Here is a 26,569-nt window from a genome sequence, read left to right on the forward strand (position 1 = left end):
GCACGGACACGCCCACCGGTACAGGCCCCTGGGGCTTCAACGCTCGGGGTCGCGCCCCCGACGACACGGGCTCTCGGACAGCCTCGGACCCGCCGACCGGGCCGGCGCTCAGTCGCCGCGGAGTTCGTCCACGTGGTCGATCCGCTGCTGGACCAGTTCGGCCGTGCCGATGTCGTGGCGGACGCGCAGGCCCTCGGTGCCCGCGCGTTCGAGGGCGCTCTCGGCGATCTCCTCGGCCTCGGCGATGCTGTCGGCGACGCCGACCACCGCGTACGACCGCGAGGTGGTCGTGTAGATGCCGTCCTCGCGCTGGTCGACGCTGGCGTAGTAGAGGATGGCGTCGCCGGCGTTCTCGGCGTCGATCGTCACCTTCGCGCCGGCCTCGGGGTCGGTGGGGTACCCCTCGGGAACGGCGTACTTGCAGACGGTCGCCTTCGGCCGGAAGGACAGCTGCGGCAGCGGAACGTCGTCGCGGGCCGCCGTCAACACGTCGAGGAAGTCGGTGTTCAGGATCGGCAGCGTGTTCATCGCCTCTGGGTCGCCGAAGCGGGCGTTGAACTCCACGACCTTCGGCCCCTCGTCGGTCAGCATAAACTGCCCGTAGAGGACGCCCTTGTAGCCGTCCAGCGCCTCGACGGTGGCCCTGAGGACGTCGACGGCGTCGTCGTAGTCGTCCTCGTCCATGAAGGGCAGCGCGAGGCTGGCGTCGGAGTAGCTGCCCATCCCGCCGGTGTTGGGCCCCTCGTCGCCCTCGTAGGCGCGCTTGTGGTCCTGGACGGCCGGGGTCACGCGGAGTTGGCCGTTGGCGACGAACGCCTGGACGGTGAACTCCTCGCCGACGAGGCGTTCCTCCAGCACGACGCGGTCGTAGTCCGACGCGCGGAGGTACTCCTTGGCCTCATCGGCGGTGCACTGGTCGCCGATGACGCGGACGCCCTTGCCGCCGGTGAGCCCCGCCGGCTTGACCGCCAGGTCGCCGTCGTACTCGTCGATGTACTCGCAGGCGGCGTCCATGTCCTCGAAGGTCTCGAAGTCCGGGCAGCCGGGGATGTCGTGTTCCCGCATGAACCGGCGCTGGAACGCCTTGTCCGTCTCGATGCGGGCCTCGGCCTCCCGCGGGCCGAAGGCGTAGACGCCGGCGTCGTCCAGCGCGTCGGCGACCCCGGCCGCCAGCGGGGCCTCCGGACCGACGACGGCCAGGGTCGCGTCTACCTCGCGGGCGTAGGTGGTCACGGCCGCCGGGTTGGTCGTGTCCAGCGTCTCGACGCCCTCGGCGACCGCGGCGATGCCCGGGTTGCGGTTGCTCGCACAGGCGTAGAGGTCCGCGTCCGAGTCGGCGAGCGCCCGCGCGATCGCGTGCTCGCGGCCGCCCCCGCCCACCAGCAGCACTGTCTCTGACATACCCGAAGGCCCGATGGGGTCGGACGTAAGGGTTACTCTTCCCCAGTGTGGTGGTCGGAGTGACCGCCGCGTCCCTTTTCAGGTCGGGTCCCGGATCACCGGGTATGACCGACGACGCGGCCCCGACCGAGCGGAACCGACTCGACGAGGCCGAGAGCCCGTACCTCCGCCAGCACGCGGACAACCCCGTGAACTGGCAGCCGTGGGACGAGCAGGCACTCGCCGCCGCGAAGGAGCGGGACGTGCCCATCTTCCTCTCGATCGGCTACGCGGCCTGCCACTGGTGTCACGTGATGGAGTCGGAGAGCTTCCAGGACGAGGCGGTCGCGGAGACGCTCAACGAGAACTTCGTCCCGATCAAGGTCGACCGCGAGGAGCGGCCGGACCTCGACTCGGTGTACATGAGCATCTGCCAGCAGGTGACCGGTCGCGGGGGGTGGCCGCTGTCCGCCTGGCTCACGCCGGCGGGGAAGCCCTTCTACGTGGGGACGTACTTCCCGCCCGAGGAGAAGCGCGGGACGCCGGGCTTTCACGACCTGCTGCGGGACCTCTCGAACTCGTGGACCGACCCCGAGCAGCGGTCGGAGATGGAGAGCCGCGCCCAGCAGTGGACCGACGCCATCGAGTCCGACCTCGAGGCGACCGGCCAGCCCTCCGAACCCGACGACGACCTGATCCAGACGGCCGCGACCGTCGCCCACCGCGGGGCCGACCGGGACGACGGCGGCTGGGGCTCGGGCGGGCCGAAGTTCCCCCAGACCGGACGGCTGCACGCGCTGTTGCGGGCCCAGGCCGACGGCGACGACGGCATCCACGACGACTACCTCGCCGTCGTTGAGGAGACGCTGAACGCGATGGCCGACCGGGGCCTGTACGACCACGTCGGCGGCGGCTTCCACCGCTACTCGACGGACCCCCAGTGGGCGGTCCCCCACTTCGAGAAGATGCTGTACGACAACGCCGAGATCCCCCGTGCGCTGCTGGCGGGGTACCAGGCGCTGGGCAACGAGCGGTACGCCGCCGTCGTCCGGGAGACGTTCGCGTTCGTCCAGCGGGAGCTCCAGCACGAGGACGGCGGCTTCTTCAGCACGCTGGACGCCCAGAGCGCGCCACCCGAGAGTCCCGACGGCGAGCACGAGGAGGGCGCGTTCTACGCCTGGACGCCCGAACAGGTCCACGCGGCCGTCGACGACGAGGCGGCCGCCGAGGTCTTCTGCGAGTACTACGGGGTCACCGAACGCGGCAACTTCGAGGGGGCGACGGTGCTGGCGGTCCGCAAGCCCCTGCACGTCATCGCGGAGGAGCGGGGCCTGACGGAGGCCGAGGCCACGGAGAAGCTCCAGCGGGCGCTGGACGAGGCGTTCGCGGCCCGCGAGGAGCGGCCCCGTCCGGCCCGCGACGAGAAGATCCTCGCCGGGTGGAACGGGCTGATGATCCGGGCGCTCGCCGAGGGGGCGGTCGTGCTGGACGACGAGTACGCCGACGCGGCCGAAGACGCCCTCTCGTTCGTCCGCGAGCACCTCTGGGACGTCGACGCCGGCCGGCTCGCCCGGCGGTACAAGGACGGCGACGTGGCCATCGACGGCTACCTGGAGGACTACGCGTTCCTCGGTCGCGGCGCGCTGGCGCTGTTCGAGGCGACCGGCGACGTCGACCACCTCGCGTTCGCGATGGCCCTCGCGGAGACGATCACCGAGGCGTTCTGGGACGACGACGCCGAGACGCTGTACTTCACGCCGACCGGCGGCGAGTCGCTGGTCGCGCGGCCACAGGAGCTGACCGACCAGTCGACCCCCTCCAGCACGGGCGTCGCCGTCGACCTGCTGCTGGCGCTGGACGCCTTCCGGAGCGACGACCGGCTGGGCGAGGTGGCCGAGCGGGTCGTCCGGACCCACGCCGACCGCGTGAACGCGAACCCGCTGGAACACGCGTCGCTGACGCTGGCGACGGACGTCTACGAACAGGGGGCACTCGAACTGACGCTCGTGTGTGACCCGACGGACCCGCCGGAAGACTGGGCGGGGACGCTCGCGGACACCTACCTCCCGCGCCGGCAGGTGGCGTGGCGGCCCGCCGACGGCGCGACGTTCGACGCGTGGCTCGACCGGCTCGGGGCCGACGAGGCCCCGCCGATCTGGGCCGGTCGCGAGGGCCGCGACGGCGAGCCGACCGCCTACGTCTGCCGGCACTTCGCCTGCTCGCCGCCGTCCCACGACCTCGGGGAGGCGCTGGACTGGGACGGGGCGTAGCGGTTCGCCGACGGACGCTCAGCCCTCGGCCGCCTCGATCTCCTTCGCGAGGAAGACGGCGATCGGCACCGGCTCCTCCTCGACGAAGCGGGCGATCTCCTCGCCGTCGCGCTCGACGACGACGGTGGGGATCAACTCGATCCCGTACTCCTCGACCTTCGGGCCGGTCTTGGAGCCGTCGTCCAGTTTCTCGACGGGGTAGTGGTTGATCTTCGCCGCCGGGACGCCAGCGGCCTCCAGCGCCGCCCCGAAGTCCGGCAGCTGTGCCCGGCAGTCCTTGCACCAGTCCCCGCCCCAGATGTGGTAGGTCAGGTCGCGGGCGTGGCGACTCAGCGTCGCGACCGTGTCGCTGTAGGCGTCCTCGACCCACACGGGGTTCGGTTCCATCGTCTCGAGTGACCCGCTCTCGCTCATACCACTACGTACAGAGCGAACCGGCTTGAACGTCCCGGCTGTCAGCCCCCGTCCAGCCGGCCGCGGAGGCGGTCCTGCAGGATCGTCCGGTGGCACCGCTTGCCGTCGCCCTCGAAACAGACCAGCACGACGGTCTCCCCGTCACGGACGCGGTCACACAGGTCCCGCATCGCGGCCGCGGCGTCGTCGCTCTCCTCGAGGTGAGCCCGGTAGCGGTCGGCGAAGTCCGTCTCGGCCCAGGCGGCGTTGTGCGCGCCCTCCTCGCACAGCCCCTGCATCTTCAGGTCCTCGGTCCGCCGCTTCGTCTCGTCGAGCAGGGCCGACGGCGGTCCGAGAGCCGGTCGGTTCTCGTCGACGGCGGCGCGGAACCACCCCGTCGGCTCCCGGACGACGCCGACGAGCGACTCGCCGCCGTCGAGGTCGGCGAGGTCGTGTTGCAGCGCCGCGACGTAGGTCTCGCGGACGGCACCCGGCATAGTCGACAGGTGACACAGCCGGCGGAAAAGCCTGCCGACGACGCGGACCCCCGTCAGATCCGTCGGGGTCCAGCAGGGGTTTTAAGCGACGGTGGCGTACGCCGCGCCTATGCACGAGACGATGCACGACTCCGTCGTCGACACCGTCGGGTCGCCGCTGGTGTCCGTCCGGGCACCCGAGGGCGCGACGGTGGCGGCGAAAGTCGAGTCGTTCAACCCCGGGGGCTCCGCGAAGGACCGGCCGGCGAAGTTCATGATCGAGCGGGCCGAGCGCGAGGGCGTCCTCGAACCTGGCGACACGCTCGTCGAACCGACCAGCGGCAACACCGGCATCGGGATGGCGATGGTCGGGGCCGCGAAGGGCTACGACGTGGTGCTGGTGATGCCATCCTCGAAGTCCCCCGAGCGCCGACAGATCATGCGGGCCTACGGCGCGGAGATCGAGCTCGTCGAGGGCGACATCTCCGACGCGAAAGACCGCGCCGACGAGCTCACCGACCGGGGCGACTACGTCCAGCTGCGGCAGTTCGAGAACCCGGCGAACCCGCAGGCCCACTACGAGACGACCGGCCCGGAGATCGTCGAGCAGGTGGGCGACCGGACCGTCGACGCCCTCGTCGCGGGGGTCGGCACCGGCGGGACGATCACGGGGACCGGCCGCCGCCTGCGCGAGGCGTTTCCTGATGTCGACGTCGTCGCCGTCGAACCCGCCGACAACGCCGTCCTCTCGGGGATGGAGCCGGGCACCGGCGAGGACAGCTTCCAGGGGATGGGGCCGGGGTTCGTCAGCGACAACCTCGACGTGGACCTGCTGGACGACGTCCGGACCGTCGAGCTCGACGACGCCGAGGACGAGTGCCGGCGACTCGCCCGCGAGGAGGGCATCCTCGTCGGGCAGTCCTCCGGCGCGTCGAACCTCGCGGCCCGCGACGTGGCCGAGGAACTGCTGGCCGACGGGGTCGCGGACCCGCTGGTCGTGACCGTCTACTGGGACAGCGGCGAGCGGTACATGTCGACCGGCCTCTTCGACTGAGCGGGCCCCGACCGCGCGACCGGCCGACTACCCGAGCGGCTCCGCGTCCCGCTTGAACGTCTCGTACGACTCGCGTGCCCACTCGACCATCGCGTCGCTGTCGTTGTTGACGACCCCGACGATGCCGTCGTCGCTGTAGACGACGATCCCGGCCACCGTCTCCCCGGGCTTCTCGGCCACCCAGACCGCGTAGGGCATCGTCGAGTCGGTGACGAACAGGTCGAGGTTCTCCGCGTCGGTCAGTCCGGCGAACTCCTCGGCGTAGGCCGTCGAAGCCGCCTCGACGACGGCCTCGGTCAGGACCAGTTCCGTCTCCGTCCCGCCGGCCACGAGGCCGGTCACTTCCTCGATGTACTGCGGGATGACGGCCGGCCCGGTCCCGTGGAACGCCGTCGCGCCGTCGACCCGCGCAGCGTTCGCCTCGATCGGGGCGGTCGGCGCGGCCATCGTGGACTCGACGACCTCGGCACCCTCCAGAACTGCGGGGTCGACGGCCACGTCCGGCGGGAGTTCCCCGAGGACCGGCTGTGCCGCCGACAGCGCGTCGACCCGATCGAGGAACCGGTCGTAGGCAGTCACCGCCTCCCGGCCCGCGAACGTCGCCACGTATCGGCTCCCGCGCTGCTCGACGAGGCGCTCGTCGAGTAGCGCGTCGATCGCCCGGTCGACCGTCGAACGGGAGCGGCCGAGCTCCTCGACGAGCGCGGGCTTCGACAGCGGCTCGGTGAGCGCCCGCAGTACGTCCCGTCGCTTCGCGACAACGTCGGCGGTGTCCGGCACCGAAACCATACGATGGCGTCGTTGTGCGCTTCGTCACTTTCGTCTTTCGGTACTGACCAATCTTTCGGGCCGAGGCCAGTCGCCCGGGGAGCGGTAGTTCTCACGGGGGTTCGGTATATGTGATCGGACTTCCACCAGTGGGGTGTGGGACGCCTGCCACGGAGCGCCCCACGGAGTGTCCACCCGGTCGCGGGACCGTGCCTCTGACATCCGACACTCCTCCGAACTTCCGTGCCGATCAGGCTCCGAACTCCGACTCCGTGACCCGAACGAGGAGCGTGTCCTCGACCTCCCGCAGGTCGTACTCCGGGATGGTGTCGCCGGTTCTGGTGACGAGCATCGGCTCGACGAGCTCCGGTGGACGCTCCCGGTCCGGCGTCGACGCGGCCGCTTCGTCCTCGTCGGCCTGTCCGTCGTCGTCGGACTCGTCGACGACGCCGTACACCTTCAGGAAGCGGCCGCTGTCCTCGGGGGCCACCTCGTCGTTGCGCACCGCCGCCGCGAGGTCCCGGGAGAGCCACTCCGTCTCGCTGATCGAGGGGTCCCTGACGAAGGCGGCGTCGGCGAACCGCACGAGGTACCAGTTCAGGTCGTTCAGCAGCGCCACCGCCGCCCCCAGACTCACCGTCTCGACCTGCACGGTGTTGGCGAACGGCTCCCGCAGGTCGTAGGTCGCCAGCGCGTTCCGGGCGGTCTCACGGGAGAGCAGTTCGTACCGGAGGTTCACGTCGTCGCTCCCGACGAGACAGACCTGCGCCATGGCTCGTCCGTGGCCCGCCCCGGAGATTTACCTTTCGATGGGGACGGTCTCGCGCTCGGCCGCCCGCTCGCGGGCCCGCTCCAGCAGGTCCTCGGGCTCGCTCGCTCGGACCTGTTCCAGCGAGGCGTCGGTCTCGGGCAGTTCGGGCGCGACGCGGTCGCAGCCAGCGTCGACCGTCGCCGTCTCGAAGGTCCCGATGTCGCGGGCGCGCTGGGTGATCTCGTGTTTGTCCAGCGTGAGCGTCGGCCGGTGGACCGGGAGCCGCGTCGCGGCGTCGGTCACGGCCAGGTTGGCGCTGGTCTGACTGGACTTCTGCCCGACGGCCTCGCCGGTGGCGACGCCGACCGCCCCCTCGTCCTCGGCGACGGCCTCGGCGGCCGCGAGCATGAACCGCCGGAGCGACAGCATCCGGCAGTCGTCCGTCGTCGCCGCGAGGTCGGCCACGGCGTCGCCGCCGTCGACGACGTGGAGCGTCCAGGACTCGCTGGGGGCGTACTCGACCAGTCGCTCGACGGTGGCGACGGCCCGGGCGCGGTGGTCGACGCCGCCGTAGTCGCCGAGGTCGACGTAGACCGGGACCACGGGACAGCCACGTCGGAGCAACCGCCACGCCGCGACCGGGGAGTCGATGCCCCCGCTGACGAGGGCGACGACCGGCCGCTGTGTCCCGACTGGCAGCCCGCCCGGCCCCGCTCGGCGCTCCAGGAAGACGTAGGCGTCGTCGGGCCGGCACTCCACGAACAGCTCGAAGTCTGGGTCGTCGAGGTCGACCGCGGGGTCGCCGCCCGCCCGCTCGACGGCGTCCCAGACCGCCGCGCCGCCCTCGGACTCGATGTCCGTGCTGGCGAACGGGTGGGCGTCGCTGGGCCCGGCGCGGCGGGCGTCGACGGCGAAGGAACCCCCGTCGTGGCACGCCTCGGTGGCCGCGACGAGCGCCGCCTCGATGGCGTCCAGGGTCGGCTCGACGCGGACGGCCGGCGAGGCCGACGCGACGCCGAAGGTGTCCGCCGCGGCGGCGGTCGCGCCCTCGGGGTCGTCGGTGTGAACGAACAGGCGGTTCCGGCGGCGCTCGATGTCGCCGGCGACTCCACGGTCGGCCAGCGTCGAGCGGAGGTTGTCGCCCAGTCGCCCCTCCATCTTCCGGCGGACCTGCTCGCTCTTGACGCCGAGCTCGCCGTGGCGGACGAGGACGGTGTCGGCGTCGGGCGGGTGCATACCCGCCCTTGCCGAATCGAGAATAAAGGGGTGTCGCTCGCGCTCAGAACGTCGTCACGTCGCCCTCGATGACCTTCCGGGTCACGTCGGTGACGTTCGCCAGTTCGTCGTCGATGGCCGCCCGGACCGCCGCCTCGATATCGCCGACGGCGACGCCGTCCTCGGTGACGAGCTTGGCGTCGGCGACCTGGGGCTGGTCGATCGGCGACCCGATCTGCGAGAGCAGGCGCAGCTGGAGCTGGCGGACGCCGTCGACCTCCGCCACCACCGACTGTGCGACCTCCGTCGAGAGGACGTTGTAGATCTTCCCGATGTGGTTGACGGGGTTCTTGCCGGAGGTGGCCTCCATACTCATCGGGCGGTTCGGCGTGATGAGGCCGTTCGCGCGGTTGCCCCGGCCGACGGAGCCGTCGTCGCCCTGCTCGGCGCTGGTACCAGTCGTCGTCAGGTAGATCGAGCCCTCGTCGTAGTCGTCGGCGGTGTTGACGTGGATGTTCACGTCGCGGTCGGTGTACTCGGTCGCGAGGTCGGCGACGTACTCGCGGACGTCCTCGACGGCCGCCCGGTAGTCGGCGAGGCCGTCGACGTGCTCGTCGACCATCGCCACGGCGACGGTGACGTCGACGTGGTCGCCCTCGCGCTTGCCCATCACCTTCACGTCCTGGCCGACGACGGGGTTGTCGGCGGCGTACTCGCCGGTCAGCCGTCGCTCCGTGTTGTAGACGATCTGCTCGGTCTCGGAGAGGGGCGCGTGGCCGACCCCGTAGCTCGTGTCGTTTGCCATCGGGACCGACCCCTCCTCGCCGAAGACGGTCTGGAGGTCGCCCGACCCCTCGCCCAGTTCCACGTCGACGACGATGTCCGTCCCGACGTCCAGATACGGGAAGTGCTCGTCGAGGTACTCCCGGGCGGCCCGGATCGCGATGGTCTCGGCGGGGAACCGCTCGCCCTCGTAGCTCTTGGTCGCGCGGCCGACGATGAGGAGGTAGATGGGGTCCAGCATCTCGCCGCCGCCGTAGGCGGGCGCGGCGGTGCCGGCGACCAGCTGAGTCTCGTCGGTGTTGTAGTGCAGCACCCGGCCGAACCGGTCGATGTACTCCTGGGCCAGCGCGCGGGCGACGTTCTCGGCGACCCCGTCGCAGATCGAGTCCGGGTGGCCGATCCCCTTGCGCTCGACGATCTCGATGTGCTGGTCCTCGACTGCGAGGCCCGTCTCCGGCTCGACGTGGATGTTCCGCTCGGTCATTACACCGACCTTGACCGTACCGGGTTCTATAACTTACGGGAACAGTCCGTCGGCGAAAGATTACTCGCTCGCATCACCGAGCAGCAGACCGAGGTAGGAGGTCCGGGTCTGGTCCTCGGGGTCCAGCCCGAGTTCGCGCAGGACCTCGAACGCGCCCTCGCGGGCCGCCTCGACGCCGTCTTCGTCGGTCTCGGTCTCGACCTCGACGAACTGGCCCACGTCCTCGACGTCGTCCAGCGTGACCGTGTAGCCGTCGTGGCGGTAGAACCGCCGACGCTTCCGGACCGTCGCGGCCGGCTCGAACCCCAGGCCGTCGAAGACGGCGGCCGCCGTCTCGCCGTCCCCGACGGCGGTCTCGAACTCCTCGCGGGTCTTGGACTCGGCCTCGACCAGCGGCCCCTTGTACGTGATGCGGGCCTCCGTGTCGCCGTCGGCCGTCTCCCGGCGCACCCGCAGGGCCTCGTCCGTCTCGGCGAAGTCCCGGTGGGGCGCGTCGTAGTAGGTGTCGACCTGCTCGACCCGTCCGACGAACTCCGCGCCGAGTTCGTCGAGGCGCTCGGTGACACGCGCCAGGTCGGCGGCGACCTTCACTTCGACCTCGTACATACGCGAGCGTGCGCGACGGCCCCGGAAAGGGGTTTGGTTCGGGTCGGTGTCGGCGGCCGACCAGCTGGCGGTGTCGGCCAATCGTCCATCCGGCGTTCGCGCCTCCGTACCCGTCCGAACGGGTGGGACTTTCGGGTCTCGGAACCGACGGTCAGAGGATTCGATGATACTGCTAGCCGGGACCGCGAGTTTTAGTGTCCCCGAGTGCGGTGACGGAGTATGGACGGTCGCTACGAACCAGTCGAGTCCCCCGACGAGACGACCGTCTTCCCGTACCACGACCTGACGCCGCCCACGACCGCCGACGTCATCCGGGCCCGCGACGTCGTCGACCGGCACCTCCCCCGGACGCCACTGGTCCGCAGCGAGGTGCTGTCGGCGGAACTCGACGCCGACGTCTACCTCAAGCGCGAGGACACGCTCCCGACGGGCGCGTTCAAGGTCCGCGGCGGGGTCAACCTCGTCTCGTCGCTGCCCGAGGAGTTCCGCGAGCGCGGGCTCATCACCGCGAGTTCCGGGAACCACGGCCAGTCGATCGCGTGGGCCGGCCGGGCGTTCGACGTGCCCGTGACCATCGGCGTCCCGGAGGCGGCCAACGACGGGAAGGTGGCCGCGATGGAGCGGCTCGGCGCGGACGTGATCCGCCACGGCCCCGACTACGACGCGGCCCGCGAGCGCGTCGAGGAGATCGCCGTCGAGGAGGGCCAGCGGTACGTCCACTCGGGGAACGAACCGAAGCTGCTGGCCGGCGTCGGCACCGCCGGGCTGGAGGTCGTCGACGAACTGCCCGAGATCGACCGGCTGTACTGTCCGGTCGGCGGCGGCACCTCCGCAGTCGGCTACTCGCTGACGGTCGGCGAACTCACCGACGCCGAGGTGATCGGCGTCCAGAGCGAGGCCGCGCCGGCGATGCACCGGGCGTACCACGAGGGGACGCTCGCTCCCCACGACCGGATGGAGACGACGGCGGAGGGCGTCGCCACCCGGGTCCCGTTCGCGCTGACGATGGACCTGCTGGCAGACGGCCTCGCCGACTTCGAACTCGTCTCCGAGGCGGCCATCCGCGAGAACGTCGCGAAGCTGTTCTGCGACGAGCGGATCGTGATGGAGGGCGCGTGTGCGACCGCCGTCGCCGCGCTCCGCCGTGCCGACGACGTGGCCGGGAAGACCGTCGTCGTCCCGGTCTCCGGCCGGAACATCGAACGGGAGAAACTGGACCGGTTCCTCGCGGAGTACGACGGCGACGCCGGGTCGGCGTGAGCCGCGACCGGGGCCCCTCCGGAGCGGCCGGGAAACGTTGTCCTTAAGAGTGGCACGACTGACCAACACGGTATGAGCAACGAGTCCGAGGCCGAGACAGAGGACGTCGAGGAAGAAGTCGAGGAGTCGACGGCCGACGAGGAGACCGAGAGCGGCCTGCAGGAGGGCGACGTCGTCAAGCTCGCCTACACCGCCCGCACCGTCGAGGAGGGACAGCTCGTCGACACGACCGACGAGGAGGTCGCCGAGGACGAGGGCGTCGACACCGAGCAGCAGGAGTTCGGCCCCCGAACCATCGTGCTGGGCGAGAACCACATCTTCCCCGACGTCGAGGAGGACATCTACGGGAAGGCGGTCGGCGACGAGGGCCACGTCACGATCGCCGCCGCCGACGCCTTCGGCGAGTACGACGAGGAGCAGGTCCGGACCGTCTCCAAGGACAAGATCCCCGAGGACGACCGCTACCCCGGCGCACACGTCGACGTCGACGGCGAGCACGGCCACGTCGAGACCATCATCGGCGGCCGCGCCCGCGTGGACTTCAACCACCCGCTGGCCGGCGAGGACGTCGAGTACGACTACGAGATCCTCGAAGAGGTCACCGACCGCGAGGAGAAGGCCCAGGGCATCATCCAGATGATGCTCGATATGGAGCTTGACCTCTGGTTCGAGACCGACACCGTCGAGGAGGAACAGCTCGTCGAGAGCGACGACGAGGACGACGAGGACGCCGAACCCGAGTACGAGACCGTCGAGGTCGAGAAGGAGACGCTGTACATCGAGGCGACGCCCCAGCTGACGATGAACCAGCAGTGGATGATGGGCAAACAGCAGATCGCCCAGCAGCTCACCCAGCTGCTCGACGTCGACCGGATCATCGTCCAGGAGGAGCTGGGCGGTGGCGGGATGGGGATGCCCGGGATGATGGGCGGGATGGGCGGTGCCGGCGGCGGCGACATCGAGGAGGCCCTCGAAGACGCCGACGTCGACGCCGAGGAGATCGTCGACGAGATCGAAGGCGCAGAAGAGTAACGTCACGCCCGGCTTCTCCGCGTTCCCCGTCGCCGAGCGGCTGCGCCGCCGCTTCTCGGTGGGACGGTCCGAGACGAGCGGTTCCGAGCCGTCGGCTCACGCGGGAGGTCGACGAAGTGATAGCGGCTACGCGATGTCCCGACTCGTGTCGATGCTGACCTCCTCGACGAGGTCGAGCTTGATGATGTCGTTGGGGGCGCGGCCGCCGCGGAACTTCGGGATCGCGAGGCGGTTCTCCACCTCGTCGCCGGTCGTCGTCGTCTTCAGCTCGAACACCACGTCGGCGAAGTGCTCGGTGGTGTCCCGCAGCGGCGGGGTCGAGCGGCCGTCGAGGCAGTGGAGGATGCCGAGGCTGCCGGTGTTGACGATGTGGTTCTGGAGGTCGTTCATGAACGCCCGGAACCGGGAGGGCGGCTCCTGGGCCTCCAGGACGTCCAGCGGATCGACGATGAGGTTCGACGTCTCGGGCAGCGCGGAGACGAGCTTGCCGGCGTTGTCCAGCGGGGCCTCCCCGGAGATGTGTCGGACCGTCGGATCGCCGGTGTTGGCCGGCGTCTGTTCGATGCTGGCGACGACGGACTCGGCGGTCCGGTCGAGCGAGAGCCAGAGCGTGCCGCGGGTGGCGGTGAGTTCGTAGAGGAACAGCTCCGCCTGGCTGGCCGGCTGGGCGGAGAGCGCGACGATACTCCCGGCCGGAATCCCCCCGTCGAGCTTCCGGTCGAGCACGTCGATCCCCGTTCGCAGCCGGTTCACCATCCTACCGTGGGACAAGCGGACCCATCCGATTAAGTATTCCGCTCGAAGAGGGTTTTCACGCAGTGTGCGTACCGAGACACCGATTCCTCGGTTTCGAGTGGAGGTTCCGAGAGCTCCGGGACGTGGGCCACGGTCGGACAGTCGAACAGCGCGGTCGGGTCGGCGGTGCCCTCGCTGCGGACCAGCACGAGCGCGGCGGGGGGTGCGTCGAGTTCGCGGGCCATCGCCGCCGTCTTGACGGTGTCTCTGAGGCTCCGCTCGGTCGGCGTCGAGACGAGGACGGTCCGGTCGGCGGCACGGAGCGGCGCGACGGCGTCGGGACCGGCCCCGGCGGGACAGTCCAGCAGGACCGGTCGGCCCGACCGTCCGAGCCGGTCGAAGGCGGTGGCCGCGACGCCGCCGTCGGCGTCGCCACACGGGAGCACGTCGACGCCCTGGAACCGGGCGGAGCGTTGCGCGACGGCGTCGACCGGCGTCCCGTCCGCGACGGCGGACAGGCCAGCCCGGCGAGAGACGCCGGCCCGGTAGTGGAGATCGGGCATGTCCCGGTCGGCGTCCGCGACGAGCGGTGCCTGCCCGCGGTCGGCGAGCGCACGCGCCAGTCCCAGTGCCGTCGTCGTCTTGCCGCAGCCACCCTTACCGCCGGCGATCGCGAGCATAGCGTCGCTGGCCGCGGAATCGCACTTGAACGTTCGGTCGTGTCGGGAGATTCAAGAGCGTCGGGGGCGGGGTACCGGGTAGGATGCGGCACGACCACATCATCAGCGCCAAACAACTGTCGCGGGCCGACATCGAGACGGTGCTCGACCACGCGGCCGACATCGCGGCGGACCCGGGCGCGTACGCGGGTCGCCACGAGGGGACCCTGCTCGGGCTCTGTTTCTTCGAGCCGAGTACGCGCACCAAGATGAGCTTCACGACGGCGATGAAGCGGCTGGGTGGCGACATCGTCGATATGGGGCCGGTCGACTCCTCCAGCGTGAAGAAAGGAGAGTCGCTTGCCGACACCGTCCGCGTCGTCGAGGGGTACGCGGACGCGCTGGTGCTGCGCCACCCGATGGAGGGGTCGGCGAAGATGGCCAGCGAGTTCGTCGACGCGCCGCTGGTCAACGCCGGCGACGGGGCCGGCCAACACCCCACACAGACACTGCTCGATCTCTACACGATCCGCGAGAACGCCGGCTTCGAGGACCTCACCGTCGGCATCATGGGCGACCTGAAGTACGGCCGCACCGTCCACTCGCTGGCCCACGCGCTGACCAACGTCGACGCCCGTCAGCACTTCATCAGTCCCGAGTCGCTGCGCCTGCCCCGCTCGGTCCGGTACGACCTCCACCAGGAGGGGGCGGAGGTCCGGGAGCACACCGACCTCGACGAGATCCTTCCGGAACTGGACGTGCTGTACGTCACGCGCATCCAGCGCGAGCGGTTCCCCGACGAGAGCGAGTACCGCGCGGTCGCGGGCCAGTACCAGATCGACAGCGAGACGCTCTCGCAGGCGAAAGACGACCTGACGGTGATGCACCCCCTGCCCCGCGTCGACGAGATCGACTACGACGTCGACGACACCGACCACGCGGCGTACTTCCAGCAGGCCCACAACGGGGTCCCGGTACGGATGGCGCTGCTGGACCTGATGCTCGGAGGTGAGCGCGAATGAGCGACCAACAACTCCGCGTCTCCAAGATCCGCAACGGCACCGTCATCGACCACATCGCCGGCGGCCAGTCGCTGAACGTCCTCGCAATCCTCGGCATCGACGGGACCAGCGGCGACTCCGTCTCCGTCGCGATGAACATGCCCTCCGACCGGCTGGGCAAGAAAGACATCGTGAAAGTCGAGGGCCGAGAGCTCTCCCAGGACGAGGTGGACGTGCTCTCGCTCATCGCGCCCGCGGCCTCCATCAACATCATCCGGGAGTACGACGTGGTCGAGAAACACCGCGTCGAACGCCCCGAGGTGGTCGAGGGCGTGCTGGAGTGTCCGAACCGCGGCTGCATCACGACCGAGGACGAGCCCGTCGACTCCCGGTTCGCGGTCGTCGACGACGGCGTCCGGTGTGAGTACTGCGACACCATCATCCGGGACGACATCGCCGAACACATCGTCGCCGAGTGACGCGTCGGCGTCTCAGAACCGTTCTCGCTCGCGTTCCAACGCTGCCTGCGTGTCCACGCTGCGAAGGCCTGCCGCGTCGAGATCCGCCTCGCCGACGTCGAGCCAGCGCACGTCCAGCCGTGTCAGCAGTGCCCGGAGGCTCCGACTCCCGTCGTCGAGCGCCGCTCGTGCCGCCCCGAGCGCCGGTGCGGTCCGGTAGGCCGCACACAGCGGCTCGGGCCCGCCGTCGGTCCGCGGCACGGCGGCCTCGGCGTCCGGGCGCTCACCGATCCCGTCCAGTAACGCACCGAAGAGTTCGGGCGTGACGAGTGGCATATCGCAGGCGACGACGACAGCGACTTCCGTCTCGACGGCCGCGAGTCCGGCGGCCAGGCCGGACAGGGGTCCCTCGTCGGGCCGCTCGTCGACGGCGAACCGGACCGGGACCTCGAGATCCGACAGCGCTGCCTCGAACGGGCCGCGCTGGTCGGCCCGGCAGTTGACGACCACTTCGCCCGTCACATCGCCCACCGCGGCGACGACGTGCCGGAGCATCGGCTCGCCCCCGAGCGTCGCCAGCGCCTTCTCGCGGTCGCCGAAGCGGGTCGACCGCCCGCCGGCGACGACGACGCCCGTGGCCGACGGCCGGCTCACGGGACCACCGTCTCAAGCACCCAGGCGTCGGGCGTCGCCCGGCGCACCTCGAAGGGGTCGAACGCCTCGCGGGGTGCCTCGGCGAGCTGGCCGAGGAACGGCCCGACCGGAGACGGGTCGCGGTCGCTCACGACGGCGAATGCCTCCCCGCTGTCGCGGTCGGTGAACGCCTCGCGGACGCGGTCCTTGCGTTCTCCGGGCGGCAGGTCACGGATGTCGACGGCGTGGTCCGGGACCGACACCTCGCCGGCGGTCTCGAGCGCGTCGGCCACGGCGTCGCCGAGATCGGCCATCGCCCTCGGAACGCCGCCGGGTTCGGGCGTCCCCTGCAGGTCGCGGTCGAAGGGGAGTCGCGCCAGCACGTCGGCGTCGAGGCCGTCGGTCGCGTCGCCGTCGAACAGGTCGTTCGGTTCGCCACAGCAGTCACAGACGTACTCGGCCATATTGACGACTGTGCCCAGCACGGGGACGCCGTTGTCCCGGAACAGCTCGACGGTCCGGCTCGTGTCGCTGACGCTGGCGTGGAACGGCGTCGTCACGACGACCACGCCGTCGACGGGCACCTCCTGGAGCGTCGTCAGCACGACGTCGCCGGTGCCGGGCGGGAGGTCGACCACCAGCACGTCGTCGTTGCGCCAGGCGGTGTTGGCGAACAGGTCGTCGACGGCGTCGTGGGCCATCGCGCCGCGCCAGGCCAGCGGCGCGCCGTCCTCCATCAGCCCGACGCTCATCACCTCCAGCCCGCCCCGCCGGACCGGCAGCGGGTCGCCCTCCTCGCTGGAGTGGATGGGGCCGGTCACGTCCAGCAGGTCGGGGGCGTTCGGGCCGTGGATGTCGGCGTCGAACAGCGCCACCTCGCGGTCGGCGGCCAGCGCGCAGGCGAGGTGGGCCGCCGTCGTGGACTTGCCGACGCCGCCTTTCGCGCTGGCGACGGCGACGACGTGGTCGAACGACTCGACGGAGGACCGGCCCTCCGTGGTCGGCGTCGCGCCCTCGACGTGGACGCTCTCGACGCCGTCGACGTCGTCGACGGCCCGCAGGATCGCCTCGACGACGCCCTGGCTGGTCTCGCCGTCCAGCGCCGTCAGGTCCGTCTCGACGGTCACCTCGCCGTCGTCGACGTCGACGTTCTCGACGAGGCCGGCCTCGAACACGGAGAGGTCGGCCTGCGGGTCGCGGACGGCGCGTAACTGTGCCTCGACGCGGTCGGTGAGTGTGGTGGCGTCGCTCATCTGTCAGAGGTCGGGCATCCGGTTGAGCCGGTCCTCGCCCGGGAGGAGCCGGCCGTCGGCCTCCAGCGCGCCGCCGAACTGCCGACGGAAGCGGCCGGGGTCGGCCTCCAGCGACCGCTCGGCGGTCTGTCGCACGACGCTGGCCGGATCGTCGGCCATCGCTTCGAGTCGGTCGCGGGCGGCGTCGGAGTCGACGCCCGCGAGCATGCGGGCGGCCCACTCTCGGAGGCGCTCGCTGTCGGCGCGGCTCAGTTCGAGCAGCTCGTCGGCCATCGCCTCGCCGCGGAGCTTGAACAGCGAGATGGCGGCGTTTCGCCGGACTGCGTGGTGGTCGTCCCGTTCCAGCGCGGCGGCGATCTCGTCCTCGTGGGCCTCCCGGTCGAGGTTGTCGAGCGCGACCAGGGCCTCGGCGCGGACCCAGGGATCGGGGTCGTCGAGCAGTTCGACGGCGACGGCGGCGGCTCGCTCGTCGCCGTGGGCGGTCAGCGCCTCGACGGCGAACTGCCGCACGTCGCCGTCCCCGTCCGTCGTCGCGGCCTGCGCCAGTCCGGCCACGACGGCGTCGGTCGTCGCGTGGTCCTGCAGGGCGAGAGCGGCCCGCCGGCGGTCGGTCGCGCCCCCCTCGCGGAGGTCCGCGAGCAGGTCCGCGGTCGCGTCGTCCTCGACGGGCTCGGTGTCGGCGGCCGCCAGCTCCTCCGGCGTCGCCTCGCCGATGGTCACGTCGGCGCGGCTCACCTCGATGTCCTCCAGGGCCTCGATGTCGGTGTGCATCCCCGGGCTCTTCGCGGGGTCGAGCTGGGGGTCCGGGTCCTCTCGGAGGTGTCGCTCGAACTCCTCGTCCCCGCAACCACCGTCGCCGCAGCCACAGTCGTCGCTCATCGGCCCACCTCCAGGGAGACCAGCGCGAGGACCCCGAGCGCGAACGGGACGGCCCGCGGCAGCGTCGCCGGGACGCCGGCGACGGCGAGGAGGACGACGCCGGCGAGCAGCGGAAAGCGCCGCGTCCGAGCGGCGGCGCTTCCGGTCGTGACGGCTCCGGCGGCGGCGAACGCGAGCACCGGGAGCGACGCGCCGACCGCGCCGGTCCCCGCGAGCGTCGCCGCGCCGGTCACGAACGGCAGCCCGAGCCCGAACGCGACGACGGCACCGAAGGCGGCGACGCCCCAGCCCAGTGCGGGCCCGTCGGTGGCACGGGCGGCGAACGCGGGCGTGAGGCCCACGCCGACGAGCGCGAGCGTCGACCCGGTGCCCCTGAGCGCCGCGACCCCGCCCACGCCGGCCGCGAGGTTGACCGCGAGCGCGCCGACGAACACCGCGGCGGCGGCCCCCCGCCAGCGGCCGAGCGCGTCCCGGTGGGCGGCCACGACCAGGGCGAGGCCGGCGACGACCGCGACCGCGGCCGGCGTCGCCGCGGCGGCGGCCAGCAGCGACAGCGCGCCGAAGACGCCGACGAACAGCGCGCCGACGCCCGCGGTCGGCCGCCGTTCGGTGACGCCGACGACGACCGCAGCGCCGGCGGCGACGACGACGGCGGCCGTCGAGAGCGCCCCGAGCGGTGCGGCGGCGGGCCCACCGGGGACGGCCACGACGAGCGTCGCGAGGAAACGCGCGGCGACGGCCAGGGCCGCGACGCCGGTCGCCAGGACGGCCAGCGAGCGCCCGTCGACGTCCGTCTCCCCGGCCAGCGCTGCGCCGAGGACGCTCCGCGTGCTCATCGCTGCCCCTCCAGTCGGTCGGCGAGGTCGTTCCGGTCCGCGCGGACGAACCCCTCCAGCAGGTCGCCCAGCGGGCCGTAGACGCCGGTCCCGGGCTCGTCGGCGAGCCGGTCGGCGACGCCGGCGGCCGCGTGGCCGAGGTGCCGATCGTGGAAGTCCAGGCGCGCGGCCGCGGCGTCGTCCCCGACGGCGGCCTCGCGGCGGGCCAGATAGCCCGCGAACTCCAGTTCGTAGGCCAGCGCGTCGTGGTTGTCCCGCTGGTCCTGGTCGATCTCCAGGCCGTAGTGGCTGTACGCCCGCGCGAGGTCGAGGTTCACGTCGTTCCAGGACTGGTCGGGCCGGTACTTCGACTCGTACAGCGGGACCGGCGGCCCCTCGGCGTCGAGCGAGCCGTCGGTCCGGTCGGTGTACTCGCTGTAGCCGAGTTCGAACACGTCGTTGTACCGCGCGGCCAGCGTCTCGTAGTCGTCGTCGGTGGTCAGGTCCGGTACCGCCACGTCGAGCGGCGTCCGGTCGAGACAGGCACGGAGGTCGCGGGCAAGCGAGCCGTCGGCGGCCGCGGCGTGGAAGTCCTCGTCGGGGTAACGGAACGCCTCGGCCAGCGCGCGGTAGACGGTCCCGCGGGCCGCGGCGTCGGGGTCGAGGTCGCCGGCGGGGCCGCTCGTCGTCGCCATCAGCGCATCCCCCCTCGTGCGCGGTGGACGCCGAAGGCGGTCACGGCGACGACGCCGACGATGGCGACGCCGGCGACGCTCCACAGCAGCGCCTGGTAGGGCGGTCCCTCGGGACCTCCGCTGAACGGGAAGTAGTGCCACTCGCTGACGGCCTTCTGCCCGGAGCGCTCGCCGTTCGAGCCGTTCCAGACGGCGAAGGCCACGTCGAGGTCGCGCGTCTCCGGGACCGTCGTCCGGTTCTCGCCCGCGGCGTCCAGTTCACGGGTGTAGACGACCGTCCACGTGGCGTTCGCGCCGCTGCCCCGGTGGACCGCGCTGGCGTTCACCGACGACTCGGGGAACGACGTGGTCGATCCGGCACCGCCGGCGAGCAGCTCCTCGGTCCCCGTCGGCGGACTCCAGTACCAGACGTTGACCCGGTTGTCCGGGCCACCCATCGCGATGGGCGGGCGCGAACTCGCGTTGACCGGGAACTGGACCGCGACGGAGTCGGCGAACTCCCGGGGGTCGTCGGCGCTCACGTCACGGGTGGCGTCCTGCCACTGCAGCCGGAGGTAGAGCCTGCCGTCCCCGCGAGCGGCCTGGACGTGGACCCGCTCGACGCTGGTCTGATCGGCGTTGGGCACGCTGCTGGGGGCGCTGGCCAGCGCCACGGTGGCCGCCGGCACGTCGTCCCAGCCGTCGGCCGTCGGCTCGCCGAGGTCGCCCGTCGCCGGCGAGACCGGGATCTCGTGGGCGGGGCGGGCGCTGGCCATCGGTGCGGCGACGGCCGACAGCGTCACGAGCAGGGTGACGGCGGCCGCCGCGAGGACGGTGCGCCGGTGGTCCCGGTCAGCCATCCTCGAACACCTCCAACCGGTACTGCTTCGCCGGGTTCTTGTGCTGGAGCAGTTCCATCAGTTCGCTGTCGTCGCCCTGTCGGGCGCGCTGTTTCTCGCGCTTGATAGTGTCCAGTGCGTCGTCGACGCGGTCGCCGAACAGCTCCCGGAGGTACTGTCGCGGGATGCGCTCGACGTCGACCGTCTCCCCGTCCTCGGTGTGCTGGGGCGGGGCGTAGGGCGGGATGTAGTAGACGTTGGGCTGGGTCCGGAACTCCGGGTGCAGCGGCAGCGCCACCTCGTACTCCTCGACGAGCTTGTAGATGGGGCCGTCCTCGTCGTCGAGGAAGCCGACCAGCCGGAGCTGGGGCGGACACTCCTCGGCACAGGCCGGCGCGAACGTCTCGCCCTCCGGGCCCTCGCCCTCGATGCGGGGGTAACAGAAGATGCACTTCTCGGACTTTTTCGAGACGGTGTTGTAGTACACCTTCTTGTAGGGACAGCCCTCGACGCAGTAGCGGTAGCCCCGACAGCGGTCCTGGTCGACCAGCACGATGCCGTCCTCCTCGCGCTTGTAGATGGCCGAGCGCGGGCAGGCCTCGACACAGGAGGGGTGCGTGCAGTGGTTGCAGATCCGCGGGAGGTAGAAGTAGTAGCTGTTGGGGTACTCGCCGGCCCCCTGGTCCTCGTCCCAGTTCGGCCCCCACTCCGCGCCCTCGCGGGGGCGCAGGGGCTCGTCGCTGCCCTCGTACATGATCTCGGAGTGGTTGAACTCCCACGGGCGGCCGTAGTCCTCCTGCGACGGGATCTCGCCGGGCTGGCGCTCCGAGTGGTCCTCGGACTGCCAGCCGCCGCCGGAGTCCTCCCAGCCCCGCGGGTACCCCTCGCCGGGCTTGGTCTCGACGTTGTTCCAGTACATGTACTCGCTGCCGCCGTCCTCCGTCCAGAGGGACTTGCAGGCGATGGTGCAGGTCTGACAGCCGATGCACTTGTTGAGGTCCATCACCATCGCGACCTGGTGGTCGATGCCGTCGGCGACGTTGACGTGCGTGTCGCCGTCCTCCTGCTGGCTGCTCATTAGCTGTCACCTCCCGCCGGCCGCACGTCCACGTTGACGTCGCTGTTGACGCCGGTCGGCCCCCAGTAGTTCGGGAAGAAGTAGAGGTGCTCGCCGGTGTCCTCGGGGTACTGGACGAGCTGGGTCGGCTTCATGTACATCGGGACGAGCGTGTTGAAGTTGTCCCCGTCCGGGTACTGGAATTTCTCCCAGGCGAAGTACTGCCGGGCGGTCCCGGGCTCGCTGGAGGGGTAGATCTTCGCCTGCACCTCGACGCTGCCGAGGTCGTTGAACACCTCGACGGTGTCGCCGTCCTCGATGCCCCGCTCTTCGGCGTCCTCGGGGTTGAGGTAGACGACGGGTTCGCCCCGCTGGAGGCGCAGCATCTTCGTGCTGTCGCGCCACGTCGAGTGGATGGACCACCGGCCGTGGGGCGTGTTGTACGACAGGGGGTAGTCCCCGCCGGTGTCCTGCGGGCCGCGCTTGAACGTCGGCAGCTCCTCGCCGAGTTCGAGGAACCAGTCGTGGTCGACGTAGTACTGCTGGCGGCCGGTGAAGGTCGGCCAGGGCTCCTTGTCCCGGACGTAGCTCTGCCAGGGGACGTAGGCCTCGCCGTCCTCGATGTCCGAGGACCAGTGGCTCCCCGCAGTCAGGAGTCGCCGGGGCTGTTCCTCGGTGTCGGCGAAGGTGATCCGCTCGTCGGAGTCGCTGGGGTTGGACTCCTCGCTGTGTTCGAGGATGAACTCCGCGGCGGCCCGGTCCTCGACCAGCGCCTCCTCCTCGCCGGTCTCCCAGTCCCGGACGAAGTCGTCGTGGATCGTCGTGAGGTCGATGGTGCGGTCGAACTTCCGGTCCTCGACCGGCTCGACGCCCCGCTCGCGGGACCGCTGCTGGATCTTGGCCGCGAGCAGGCGGAAGATCTCCCAGTCGGTCTTTGCCTCGCCCAGCGGCTCGACGGCGGGCGTGAACGGGTGCACGTAGGTGTGCATGTCCGTCATGTTGAGGTCGTGTTTCTCGTAGTGGCTCGCGGCCGGGAGCACGATGTCGGAGTACATCGCCGTCGAGTCCATCCGGAAGTTGATGTCGACGACGAGGTCCAGTTTGGGCCAGAGCTGCTCCTCGACGGCGACGTTGCCCTTGGCCTGGTTGAAGTAGTTGCCCCGCCAGACGAACATCGTCGAGGGGTCCGGCCGCGAGCCGTCCTCGCGTTCCTCGGGGTAGACCGGCATCCACCCCTTCTCGATGGACTCCCGGATCTTCTCGGCCGTGTCGGGGTCGGTGTTGTCGAGGATGCCGCTGTGGAAGTAGGTCCACAGCGTCGTCGGCACGCCGCGGACGTTCCCGGTCGGGAACGACAGCACCTGCCAGCCGTGGAACGTCCAGATCTTCTCCTGGCCGACGTAGTGGTCCAGGCCGGTGCCCGGCTCGCCGAGGTTGCCGGTCAGGGTGACCAGCAGCTGGATGGCGCGGTTGCCCAGGTCGTTGTGGTACCAGTCGTTGACGCCCTTCCCGTGGATGATCTTCGCGGCGTCGGCCTCGGCGAACTCGCGGGCGACCCGCTGGTAGGTGTCCTCGCCGACGCCGGTGGTCTCGTGGACGGCCTCGGGCGTGTACTGGGCGAGTTCGTCCCGGAGGTTCGCCCAGACCGAGCGCACCGAGACCTCGCCCTCGTCGGTCTGGACGGTCCGCTCGACGTCGAGTCGGGGGTCGAAGTCGAGTTCGATGCTGGCCTCGGGGTCGTGCTGGCCGTCCCGCTCGCCCAGCGACCCGGGCGCGCGCCGGAGGGTCCCCTCGGAATCGACCAGCACGAACACCTTCTCGGGGTCGTCGGCGTCCTCGGCGAGCCCGACCTCGCTGGCCCGGAGGAACTTCCCGGTGTCCTCGCGGACCAGCAGCGGCATATCGGTCTGCTCTTTCAGGTGGGCCTCGTCGTACAGCCCCTCGTCGACGATAGTCTGGGCCATCCCCAGGGCGAGCGCGGTGTCGGTCCCGCCCTCCGGCGAGAGCCACTCGTCGGTGTGGATGGCTGTCTGGGAGTAGTCGGTGAAGATCCCGACGCGTTTCGCGCCCTCGTAGCCGGCGTCGAGGAAGTACTTCGCGTCGGGGATGCGCGTGACGTTGATGTTCGACCCCCAGGCGACGATGTAGTCCGAGTTGTGCCAGTCGGCGGACTCGGCGTTGTCCGTCTGGGTGCCCCAGGTGATCGGCTGGCCGGGCGGCAGGTCGGAGTACCAGTCGTAGAACGAGTGGGAGACGCCGCCCAGCAGATTGACGAGTCGGGAGCCGCTGGCGAAGGAGACGGGGGACATCGCCGGGATCGGCGTGAAGCCGGAGATGGCGTCGTACCGGCCCGCCTGCACCTCGTCGATCACGTGGTCGGCGATCTCGGTCAGGGCCTCGTCCCAGGAGATGCGCTCCCACTGGCCCTCGCCGCGCTCGCCGGTCCGGCGCAGCGGGTGGAGGACGCGCTGGTCGGCGTTGACGTAGTCGGTGTAGCAGGCCCCCTTCTGACAGCCCCGCGGGTTGGGGTCCGGGAGGCTCTCGTCGAAGGTCGGGTAGTCGCCGGCCTGCTCCTCGCGCCAGACCTGGCCGTCCTTGACGTAGACGTTCCACGAGCAGGAGCCGGTACAGTTGACGCTGTGGGTCGAGCGGGCGACCGAATCCCAGTCCCACTCCTCGCGGTAGAGGTCCTCCCAGTCCCTGTAGGGGTAGTCGCCGATGGGGTCGTCGACCGCCTCCAACCCGGTCATCCCGTCGTCGGCGAACGAGAGCCCGGTCGCCCCCAACAGCGACGCGGCACCGAGGCCGCGAACGAAGTCTCGTCTGCTGATTCCCGAACTGTCCGTCGTCTCGTCGGTGGGGTCGTGTCTACTCATACTGTAGGAACACCGTTGCGGTCGCACAGGCGACGCCGGCGACGGCGAGCACGAGACCTGGGAGCGTCGATCCGCCGGCCTCCAGGCCGGCGGCGACCAGCGCGACGCCACAGAGCTTGCTCGCCGCGTCTAACAGGCGGTACTGTCGTTCCGACAGCGGGGCGATCTCAGTCATCGGACGCACCTCCCTCGGGGTCGGCGACGCCGTCCGGGTTCTCGTCGGACGGCGCGGTGCCGCCGTCGTCCCGTAACAGCAGGTACGTGATGCCGCCGAAGAGCGGCGGCACGAGCAACAGCGCCGCCGTCAGGACGGGGTTGACGACGCCGGTGGTCGTCCCCAGCACCTTGTCCGCGAGGATGTTGTTCATCCCCGCGATGGAGGCGATCATCACGAACGCGACGGCGGCGACGCCGACGCCGGTCTGCCAGGGCCGGTCGAGCGGGTCCGCGGTGAAGTGCGTCGGCTCCGGGGTGCGGTCGATGAACGGCCACGCGGCGATGGCGAGGAACACGAGGCCGGGAGCGACGATGCCGCCCAGGAACTCCCCGCTGACGTGGACGCCGGCGACGGTGAAGCTCGCCCACGTCGGAAGGAGCTTCAGGAAGCCGTACACCCACATCAGGAACCAGTCGGGCATAATGAGCGCCGGCGTGCTCGCGGGGTCGTTCGGGCCGTAGTGGGCGATGTTGTGGACCGGAAGGAACCCCGCGAGCGCCGACAGCGTCGCCGCCGTCAGGAAGAAGACGACGGCGGAGACGGCCGCCTGGTTCGGGAAGGCGGGCAGGCCGACGATGACGCTGTCGTCGTCCTCCTCGACGGTCCGGTCGGCCGTCCGGACGTCCTCGTCCCGCGGGGCCTCGGTGTGTTTCTGTCGTATCAGGATGGCCATGTGCAGGGCCAGTCCGCCCGCGATGAGCGCCGGGATCACCAGGACGTGCAGGAAGTACAGCCGCGGGATGGTCGCGCTGGAGGGGAACTGCCCGCCGAACACCACCTGCCCGAGGAAGTCCCCGACCAGCGGCACGGAGATGGTGAGGTTGTAGCCGATGCTTGTCGCCGTCGCGGCGAACTCGTCGAACGGCAGGGCGTAGCCGGTGTACGCCGCGCCCATCGCCAGCGCCGCCAGCCCGGTGCCGACGATCCAGTTCGGCTCCCGGGGGTTGCGGTACGCGCCGGTGAAGAACACCCGCAGCATATGCAACCCGATGGATGCGACGAACAGATGGGCCGCCCAGTGGTGGAGCCGGCGGATGAACATCCCGAACGGCACGTCGTAGGTGATGTGCAGCACCGAGACGAACGCCTCGGGCATCTCCTCGCCCTGGAACTTCTGGACGCTGCCGTCGTACTCCACCGCGGAGGTGGAGGGCTCGAAGAACATCCCGAGGAAGATGCCCGACAGCACCAGCAGGACGAAACAGAACAGCGCCACCTCCCCCAGCAGGAACGAGTCCTCGGCGGGGAACGCCTTCCCGAGGAAGGTCCGGGCGTCGTCTAGATCCAGCCGGGTGTCGGCCCAGTCGTAGAGCTGCTTCGCGCGGCTCATCTCACCCACCTCCCGGACCGATCGGCCCCTCGAAGTCGCCGGTCGCGACCAGGTAGCCGTCGCTGGTCAGCGTGATCGGGAGCTGCGGGAGCGGGCGACCCGGCGGGCCGTCCGTGACGCTCCCGCCGGTGAGCGGGTCGAACTTCCCGTAGTGACAGGGACAGACCAGCAGGTCGCCGTCGCGGTTCCCGACCATACAGCCGGCGTGGGTACACACCTTCGAGAAGGCGGCGTAGCCGCTGACGGTGAACCCCATCTCGATCCCGCCGCCGTAGTCGGACTCGGGGTACCGCACCAGCAGCGTCGGCGCGTCCTCGATACCGGGTCGGGGCTCCGGGAACACCGTCATCACCTCGCCCTCCGAGAGCCGCCCCTCCGCGATCCGCTCGCCGTCGCCGTCGACGAGGTGGACGCCGTCGGAGTAGACCGGCCCCTCGTAGCTGCGCTCGAACACCTGCGTGGTGCTGGCTAGCGGGGCCGTGAGGCTGGCGACGGCGGTGAGGCCGCCGACGCTGGCGAGGAACTTCGCGAAGTCCCGCCGGCGCAGTTCGGCCCGGGCGTCCTCGTACAGCGTCGGCGAGGACCCGAGCGCGTCGGTACACGCACACGTCTCGGTGCCGTCTCCCTCCGTACTGTCCTCGTCGTTCTCGTCCGGTTTCGGGTAGTCCATA

Annotated in this window: 27 protein-coding genes; 6 read left to right on the forward strand and 21 right to left on the reverse strand. The window is 70.8% G+C overall.

The window, feature by feature from the left end:
• Positions 1 to 108: 108 nt before the first annotated feature.
• A complete protein-coding gene (purD, locus tag P0592_RS13280) occupies positions 109 to 1,401 on the reverse strand; it encodes a phosphoribosylamine--glycine ligase (protein ID WP_276271380.1) in 1,293 nt (430 codons plus the stop codon).
• Between the two features lie 104 nt (positions 1,402 to 1,505).
• Here purD and P0592_RS13285 point away from each other — a divergent pair, with 104 nt between their 5' ends.
• The gene (locus P0592_RS13285) at positions 1,506 to 3,650 is read left to right on the forward strand and encodes a thioredoxin domain-containing protein (RefSeq protein ID WP_276271381.1); all 2,145 of its coding nucleotides are present in this window, start codon (positions 1,506 to 1,508) and stop codon (positions 3,648 to 3,650) included.
• An 18-nt stretch (positions 3,651 to 3,668) separates the two neighbouring features.
• On the opposite strand, the gene P0592_RS13290 is transcribed toward P0592_RS13285, so the two are convergent.
• Both P0592_RS13290 and P0592_RS13295 read right to left on the reverse strand, forming a co-directional pair.
• Positions 3,669 to 4,064, reverse strand: coding sequence for a thioredoxin family protein (locus P0592_RS13290; protein ID WP_276271382.1), 396 nt, complete (start codon positions 4,062 to 4,064; stop codon positions 3,669 to 3,671).
• 41 nt (positions 4,065 to 4,105) lie between these two features.
• Positions 4,106 to 4,540 carry a DUF488 domain-containing protein gene (locus P0592_RS13295; protein WP_276271383.1) on the reverse strand — a complete coding sequence of 145 codons (435 nt, stop codon included), beginning with the start codon at positions 4,538 to 4,540 and terminating at the stop codon, positions 4,106 to 4,108.
• Between the two features lie 121 nt (positions 4,541 to 4,661).
• Between P0592_RS13295 and P0592_RS13300 the strand changes: the two genes are divergently transcribed.
• A complete protein-coding gene (locus P0592_RS13300; protein ID WP_276273939.1) occupies positions 4,662 to 5,573 on the forward strand; it encodes a PLP-dependent cysteine synthase family protein in 912 nt (303 codons plus the stop codon).
• A 27-nt stretch (positions 5,574 to 5,600) separates the two neighbouring features.
• Here the strand turns inward: P0592_RS13300 and P0592_RS13305 are convergent, their stop codons facing one another.
• From P0592_RS13305 to cyaB, 5 genes are all read right to left on the reverse strand, one after another.
• Positions 5,601 to 6,362 carry a helix-turn-helix transcriptional regulator gene (locus tag P0592_RS13305; protein ID WP_276271384.1) on the reverse strand — a complete coding sequence of 254 codons (762 nt, stop codon included), beginning with the start codon at positions 6,360 to 6,362 and terminating at the stop codon, positions 5,601 to 5,603.
• Between the two features lie 229 nt (positions 6,363 to 6,591).
• Positions 6,592 to 7,113, reverse strand: coding sequence for a DUF5804 family protein (locus P0592_RS13310; RefSeq protein ID WP_276271385.1), 522 nt, complete (start codon positions 7,111 to 7,113; stop codon positions 6,592 to 6,594).
• A 27-nt stretch (positions 7,114 to 7,140) separates the two neighbouring features.
• Positions 7,141 to 8,328 carry a tRNA sulfurtransferase gene (locus P0592_RS13315; RefSeq protein WP_276271386.1) on the reverse strand — a complete coding sequence of 396 codons (1,188 nt, stop codon included), beginning with the start codon at positions 8,326 to 8,328 and terminating at the stop codon, positions 7,141 to 7,143.
• Between the two features lie 43 nt (positions 8,329 to 8,371).
• Positions 8,372 to 9,574, reverse strand: coding sequence for a methionine adenosyltransferase (locus P0592_RS13320; protein WP_276271387.1), 1,203 nt, complete (start codon positions 9,572 to 9,574; stop codon positions 8,372 to 8,374).
• A 60-nt stretch (positions 9,575 to 9,634) separates the two neighbouring features.
• A complete protein-coding gene (gene cyaB / locus P0592_RS13325; RefSeq protein ID WP_276271388.1) occupies positions 9,635 to 10,180 on the reverse strand; it encodes a class IV adenylate cyclase in 546 nt (181 codons plus the stop codon).
• Between the two features lie 219 nt (positions 10,181 to 10,399).
• Here cyaB and P0592_RS13330 point away from each other — a divergent pair, with 219 nt between their 5' ends.
• On the forward strand, positions 10,400 to 11,440 hold the full coding sequence (locus P0592_RS13330) for a threonine ammonia-lyase (RefSeq protein ID WP_276271389.1): 1,041 nt from the start codon (positions 10,400 to 10,402) through the stop codon (positions 11,438 to 11,440).
• A 72-nt stretch (positions 11,441 to 11,512) separates the two neighbouring features.
• Positions 11,513 to 12,472: an FKBP-type peptidyl-prolyl cis-trans isomerase gene (locus P0592_RS13335; RefSeq protein ID WP_276271390.1), complete on the forward strand. Its 960-nt coding sequence runs from the start codon at positions 11,513 to 11,515 to the stop codon at positions 12,470 to 12,472.
• A 126-nt stretch (positions 12,473 to 12,598) separates the two neighbouring features.
• Here the strand turns inward: P0592_RS13335 and P0592_RS13340 are convergent, their stop codons facing one another.
• Together P0592_RS13340 and P0592_RS13345 are read right to left on the reverse strand one after the other, a co-directional pair.
• Entirely contained in the window at positions 12,599 to 13,228 is a 630-nt protein-coding gene (locus tag P0592_RS13340; RefSeq protein WP_276271391.1) for an RAD55 family ATPase, read from the reverse strand.
• Positions 13,229 to 13,257: 29 nt separating this feature from the next.
• Positions 13,258 to 13,887: a MinD/ParA family ATP-binding protein gene (locus tag P0592_RS13345; RefSeq protein ID WP_276271392.1), complete on the reverse strand. Its 630-nt coding sequence runs from the start codon at positions 13,885 to 13,887 to the stop codon at positions 13,258 to 13,260.
• A gap of 83 nt (positions 13,888 to 13,970) precedes the next feature.
• On the opposite strand from P0592_RS13345, the gene pyrB reads away from it, so the two are divergent.
• Both pyrB and pyrI read left to right on the forward strand, forming a co-directional pair.
• Positions 13,971 to 14,888, forward strand: coding sequence for an aspartate carbamoyltransferase (gene pyrB, locus P0592_RS13350; RefSeq protein ID WP_276271393.1), 918 nt, complete (start codon positions 13,971 to 13,973; stop codon positions 14,886 to 14,888).
• Positions 14,885 to 15,346, forward strand: coding sequence for an aspartate carbamoyltransferase regulatory subunit (gene pyrI / locus P0592_RS13355; protein ID WP_276271394.1), 462 nt, complete (start codon positions 14,885 to 14,887; stop codon positions 15,344 to 15,346). The genes pyrB and pyrI overlap by 4 nt, the downstream gene beginning before the upstream one ends.
• Before the next feature lie 12 nt (positions 15,347 to 15,358).
• On the opposite strand, the gene mobA is transcribed toward pyrI, so the two are convergent.
• Genes mobA through P0592_RS13410 form a run of 11 tightly spaced genes read right to left on the reverse strand, consistent with a single transcriptional unit; the run spans position 15,359 to position 26,568 of the window.
• Complete coding sequence (gene mobA, locus P0592_RS13360) at positions 15,359 to 15,979, reverse strand: molybdenum cofactor guanylyltransferase (protein WP_276271395.1); 621 nt, start codon at positions 15,977 to 15,979, stop codon at positions 15,359 to 15,361.
• A complete protein-coding gene (locus tag P0592_RS13365; protein WP_276271396.1) occupies positions 15,976 to 17,211 on the reverse strand; it encodes a P-loop NTPase in 1,236 nt (411 codons plus the stop codon). The genes mobA and P0592_RS13365 overlap by 4 nt, the downstream gene beginning before the upstream one ends.
• Positions 17,212 to 17,214: 3 nt before the next feature.
• A complete protein-coding gene (locus P0592_RS13370; protein WP_276271397.1) occupies positions 17,215 to 18,090 on the reverse strand; it encodes a HEAT repeat domain-containing protein in 876 nt (291 codons plus the stop codon).
• Entirely contained in the window at positions 18,087 to 18,926 is an 840-nt protein-coding gene (locus P0592_RS13375; protein WP_276271398.1) for a DUF8068 family protein, read from the reverse strand. Before P0592_RS13375 ends, P0592_RS13370 begins: the two co-directional genes overlap by 4 nt.
• Entirely contained in the window at positions 18,923 to 19,600 is a 678-nt protein-coding gene (locus P0592_RS13380) for a molecular chaperone TorD family protein (protein WP_276271399.1), read from the reverse strand. Before P0592_RS13380 ends, P0592_RS13375 begins: the two co-directional genes overlap by 4 nt.
• A complete protein-coding gene (locus P0592_RS13385) occupies positions 19,600 to 20,439 on the reverse strand; it encodes an ethylbenzene dehydrogenase-related protein (protein WP_276271400.1) in 840 nt (279 codons plus the stop codon). Before P0592_RS13385 ends, P0592_RS13380 begins: the two co-directional genes overlap by 1 nt.
• Positions 20,432 to 21,496 carry a nitrate reductase subunit beta gene (narH, locus tag P0592_RS13390; RefSeq protein ID WP_276271401.1) on the reverse strand — a complete coding sequence of 355 codons (1,065 nt, stop codon included), beginning with the start codon at positions 21,494 to 21,496 and terminating at the stop codon, positions 20,432 to 20,434. Before narH ends, P0592_RS13385 begins: the two co-directional genes overlap by 8 nt.
• Positions 21,496 to 24,351: a nitrate reductase subunit alpha gene (narG, locus tag P0592_RS13395; protein ID WP_276271402.1), complete on the reverse strand. Its 2,856-nt coding sequence runs from the start codon at positions 24,349 to 24,351 to the stop codon at positions 21,496 to 21,498. The genes narH and narG overlap by 1 nt, the downstream gene beginning before the upstream one ends.
• The gene (locus tag P0592_RS13400; RefSeq protein WP_276271403.1) at positions 24,344 to 24,526 is read right to left on the reverse strand and encodes a DUF8120 family protein; all 183 of its coding nucleotides are present in this window, start codon (positions 24,524 to 24,526) and stop codon (positions 24,344 to 24,346) included. The genes narG and P0592_RS13400 overlap by 8 nt, the downstream gene beginning before the upstream one ends.
• The gene (locus tag P0592_RS13405; protein WP_276271404.1) at positions 24,519 to 25,898 is read right to left on the reverse strand and encodes a cytochrome b; all 1,380 of its coding nucleotides are present in this window, start codon (positions 25,896 to 25,898) and stop codon (positions 24,519 to 24,521) included. Before P0592_RS13405 ends, P0592_RS13400 begins: the two co-directional genes overlap by 8 nt.
• 1 nt (position 25,899) lies before the next feature.
• Positions 25,900 to 26,568 (reverse strand): QcrA and Rieske domain-containing protein, encoded by a 669-nt coding sequence (locus P0592_RS13410; protein ID WP_276271405.1) that lies wholly within the window; start codon positions 26,566 to 26,568, stop codon positions 25,900 to 25,902.
• Position 26,569: the final 1 nt, after the last annotated feature.

The sequence above is a fragment of the Haloarcula litorea genome, assembly GCF_029338195.1.
GTDB lineage: Archaea > Halobacteriota > Halobacteria > Halobacteriales > Haloarculaceae > Haloarcula > Haloarcula litorea.

What these genes read in the sequence shown, in the direction of transcription:
- P0592_RS13335 (WP_276271390.1), top strand. Translation starts at nt 11,513, where the DNA reads ATGAGCAACGAGTCCGAGGCCGAGACAGAGGACGTCGAGGAAGAAGTC.
- P0592_RS13365 (WP_276271396.1), bottom strand. Translation starts at nt 17,211, where the DNA reads ATGAGCGACGCCACCACACTCACCGACCGCGTCGAGGCACAGTTACGC.
- pyrB (WP_276271393.1), top strand. Translation starts at nt 13,971, where the DNA reads ATGCGGCACGACCACATCATCAGCGCCAAACAACTGTCGCGGGCCGAC.
- P0592_RS13285 (WP_276271381.1), top strand. Translation starts at nt 1,506, where the DNA reads ATGACCGACGACGCGGCCCCGACCGAGCGGAACCGACTCGACGAGGCC.
- pyrI (WP_276271394.1), top strand. Translation starts at nt 14,885, where the DNA reads ATGAGCGACCAACAACTCCGCGTCTCCAAGATCCGCAACGGCACCGTC.
- purD (WP_276271380.1), bottom strand. Translation starts at nt 1,401, where the DNA reads ATGTCAGAGACAGTGCTGCTGGTGGGCGGGGGCGGCCGCGAGCACGCG.
- P0592_RS13290 (WP_276271382.1), bottom strand. Translation starts at nt 4,064, where the DNA reads ATGAGCGAGAGCGGGTCACTCGAGACGATGGAACCGAACCCCGTGTGG.
- P0592_RS13410 (WP_276271405.1), bottom strand. Translation starts at nt 26,568, where the DNA reads ATGGACTACCCGAAACCGGACGAGAACGACGAGGACAGTACGGAGGGA.
- P0592_RS13400 (WP_276271403.1), bottom strand. Translation starts at nt 24,526, where the DNA reads ATGACTGAGATCGCCCCGCTGTCGGAACGACAGTACCGCCTGTTAGAC.
- P0592_RS13315 (WP_276271386.1), bottom strand. Translation starts at nt 8,328, where the DNA reads ATGCACCCGCCCGACGCCGACACCGTCCTCGTCCGCCACGGCGAGCTC.
- P0592_RS13340 (WP_276271391.1), bottom strand. Translation starts at nt 13,228, where the DNA reads ATGGTGAACCGGCTGCGAACGGGGATCGACGTGCTCGACCGGAAGCTC.
- P0592_RS13345 (WP_276271392.1), bottom strand. Translation starts at nt 13,887, where the DNA reads ATGCTCGCGATCGCCGGCGGTAAGGGTGGCTGCGGCAAGACGACGACG.
- narH (WP_276271401.1), bottom strand. Translation starts at nt 21,496, where the DNA reads ATGAGCAGCCAGCAGGAGGACGGCGACACGCACGTCAACGTCGCCGAC.
- cyaB (WP_276271388.1), bottom strand. Translation starts at nt 10,180, where the DNA reads ATGTACGAGGTCGAAGTGAAGGTCGCCGCCGACCTGGCGCGTGTCACC.
- P0592_RS13330 (WP_276271389.1), top strand. Translation starts at nt 10,400, where the DNA reads ATGGACGGTCGCTACGAACCAGTCGAGTCCCCCGACGAGACGACCGTC.
- P0592_RS13375 (WP_276271398.1), bottom strand. Translation starts at nt 18,926, where the DNA reads ATGAGCACGCGGAGCGTCCTCGGCGCAGCGCTGGCCGGGGAGACGGAC.
- P0592_RS13305 (WP_276271384.1), bottom strand. Translation starts at nt 6,362, where the DNA reads ATGGTTTCGGTGCCGGACACCGCCGACGTTGTCGCGAAGCGACGGGAC.
- P0592_RS13300 (WP_276273939.1), top strand. Translation starts at nt 4,662, where the DNA reads ATGCACGACTCCGTCGTCGACACCGTCGGGTCGCCGCTGGTGTCCGTC.
- P0592_RS13370 (WP_276271397.1), bottom strand. Translation starts at nt 18,090, where the DNA reads ATGAGCGACGACTGTGGCTGCGGCGACGGTGGTTGCGGGGACGAGGAG.
- P0592_RS13385 (WP_276271400.1), bottom strand. Translation starts at nt 20,439, where the DNA reads ATGGCTGACCGGGACCACCGGCGCACCGTCCTCGCGGCGGCCGCCGTC.
- narG (WP_276271402.1), bottom strand. Translation starts at nt 24,351, where the DNA reads ATGAGTAGACACGACCCCACCGACGAGACGACGGACAGTTCGGGAATC.
- P0592_RS13295 (WP_276271383.1), bottom strand. Translation starts at nt 4,540, where the DNA reads ATGCCGGGTGCCGTCCGCGAGACCTACGTCGCGGCGCTGCAACACGAC.
- P0592_RS13320 (WP_276271387.1), bottom strand. Translation starts at nt 9,574, where the DNA reads ATGACCGAGCGGAACATCCACGTCGAGCCGGAGACGGGCCTCGCAGTC.
- P0592_RS13380 (WP_276271399.1), bottom strand. Translation starts at nt 19,600, where the DNA reads ATGGCGACGACGAGCGGCCCCGCCGGCGACCTCGACCCCGACGCCGCG.
- P0592_RS13405 (WP_276271404.1), bottom strand. Translation starts at nt 25,898, where the DNA reads ATGAGCCGCGCGAAGCAGCTCTACGACTGGGCCGACACCCGGCTGGAT.
- P0592_RS13310 (WP_276271385.1), bottom strand. Translation starts at nt 7,113, where the DNA reads ATGGCGCAGGTCTGTCTCGTCGGGAGCGACGACGTGAACCTCCGGTAC.